The following is a 1,937-nucleotide window of genomic DNA, read 5'->3' as shown; positions in this document are numbered from 1 at the left end:
GGACGGTGCGCAAAGCGCGCCGGCCCCGGGGAGGGCCGGCGCGGCCCGATCGACAGCGGTCGATCGGGCTGGGGATCCTTGGCCCGCGTGGGAAGGGGGACGATGGCCGGGGTCCCTGGTCTCGTTCCAGCGGATCTTCGACCCCCCGACAGTAGTGTCAGGAGAGTTCTGCAAAATCGCCTCGGTCTGAGGCGGCCATAGCAAGCTGGCGATGTTCGACGTCGCTCCTCTCAGTCAGCCGAGAGGTCCTGCCATGACCAAGCCTGAGCCTACCGATCCGGTCGCTCTCTCGAAAGCGGCGCTGCTCGCCGATCCTGACTTTCTGAAGGAGATCGTGCGCGCCACGCTGCAGGAGATGCTGGAAGCCGAGATGACCGACGCGCTCGGCGCCGCGAAGGGCGAGCGCAGCGAGGCCAGGCGGGGCTATCGCTCCGGCTCCTATCCGCGGACGCTTTTCACCCGCGTCGGCAAGCTGGAGCTCAGGGTGCCGCAGGATCGCGACGGCCGCTTCTCGACCGAGCTCTTCGCAAGATACCAGCGTTCGGAGCAGGCGCTGGTCTCCAGCCTTGCGGAAATGTACGTCCAGGGCGTCTCGACGCGTAAGGTGAAGGCGATCACCGGAAAGCGCGCCGCCGAGCGAAGCCGTGCCGCGGCGGCGATGGCCGCGGGCCCGCCGGCCGGGCGCTCGAAGACGCTGGGCGCCGGCAGGTCGATGTCGATCGCTTGCGTCCAGTAGTCGCGCGGCAGGTTGATCTGGGCGGGCGCCGAGCGGCGGCGGGCCTTGGCGATCACCCGGGTCAGCACCTCGGCGATGCGGGCGGGGTCGCGCAGCTCTTCCCGGTAGCCGACCATGTCGCGGAAGAGCGCCATCTGCTCGACCTCCTGGAAGCCGCCCTGGCCGATGGTGCGGTTGGCGGCCTGGGGCGTGACCAGGAGCATGGGCGTGTGGTTCCAGTAGGCGGTCTTGATGGCGGTGACGAAATTGGTGACGCCCGGCCCGTTCTGGGCGATGCACATGGCCATGCGGCCGGTGGCGCGGGTGAAGCCGTCGGCCATGTAGCCGCCGTTGCATTCGTGGGCCACGTCCCAGAAGCGGATGCCGGCGCGGGGGAAGAGGTCCGAGATGGGCATGAAGGCCGAGCCGATGATGCCGAAGGCCTCGCGGATCCCGTGGCGCTGGAGCACCTTGACGAAGGCTTCCTCGGTGGTCATGCGCATGAGCGTCCCCTCATTGCATTGGGGACGCGACCTCGTCCGCCCGAGCCTGGCGTCATCCCGCCCGGGACGGGCGCTGCCCTCATTCTGGGGCGGAGCGGTCGAAGTAGAATGGATGAATGCGGTTCCGGTCAGCGTCCGGGCGGAATCTTCCCGCTCGACAAGGGAACCAAAGGGCGCGAGATCCGCGTTACCCCGGACTGCGGCGATCCCGCGGCACCCGGCGCAAGGCCTGCGGCCTCGCCCCGGCAGACTGAACCCCGACCGCCACGGAGGGCGTGATGACCGATTTCTCCTACCAGCTCTACAGCGCGCGCAATTTTCCCCCGCTCTCCCGGACGCTCGTGATGCTTGCCCGCCTCGGCTATGGCGAGGTCGAGGGATACCATGCGCTCTATGCCGATGCCACGAAGGTGGCGGAACTGGCCGAGCTGCTCGAGCTGACCGGGCTCAGGATGCCAACCGGGCATTTCGGCCTCGAGATGATCGAGGCGGCGCCGGAGCGGGTGCTCGAGATCGCCCGGGGGCTCGGCATCGGCACGGTCTATTGCCCCGCGCTCCCGCCCGATGTGCAGCCCGAAACCGGGGTGGCCTGGGAGATCCTGGGCCATCGGCTCGCGGAGGCGGGCAAGCCCCTCCGCGCCGCGGGGCCCGGGCTTGGCTGGCCTAAACACGACCCCGCGGTCATCCCGCTGAAAGACGGGGGGGTCCCCCCCCAGGCG

The 1,937-nt window shown here is 69.4% G+C and carries 3 pseudogenes; 2 read left to right on the top strand and 1 reads right to left on the bottom strand.

The annotated features are described in order from the left end of the window. Positions 1-253: 253 nt before the first annotated feature. Positions 254-715: pseudogene (locus V7050_RS20740) on the top strand (transposase); the annotation flags it as partial. Here V7050_RS20740 and V7050_RS20735 read toward each other — a convergent pair. Further along, positions 613-1,218: pseudogene (locus V7050_RS20735) on the bottom strand (thiamine pyrophosphate-binding protein); the annotation flags it as partial. The pseudogenes V7050_RS20740 and V7050_RS20735 sit on opposite strands and share 103 nt — an antisense overlap. Before the next feature lie 278 nt (positions 1,219-1,496). On the opposite strand from V7050_RS20735, the pseudogene V7050_RS20730 reads away from it, so the two are divergent. Then, a pseudogene (locus tag V7050_RS20730) lies at positions 1,497-1,937 on the top strand (sugar phosphate isomerase/epimerase); the annotation flags it as partial.

The sequence above is a fragment of the Amaricoccus sp. genome (genome assembly GCF_036846665.1).
Classification (GTDB): domain Bacteria; phylum Pseudomonadota; class Alphaproteobacteria; order Rhodobacterales; family Rhodobacteraceae; genus Amaricoccus.
Note: the sequence above shows the minus strand (reverse complement) of the source record. Positions and strands in the feature narration are given on the sequence as shown.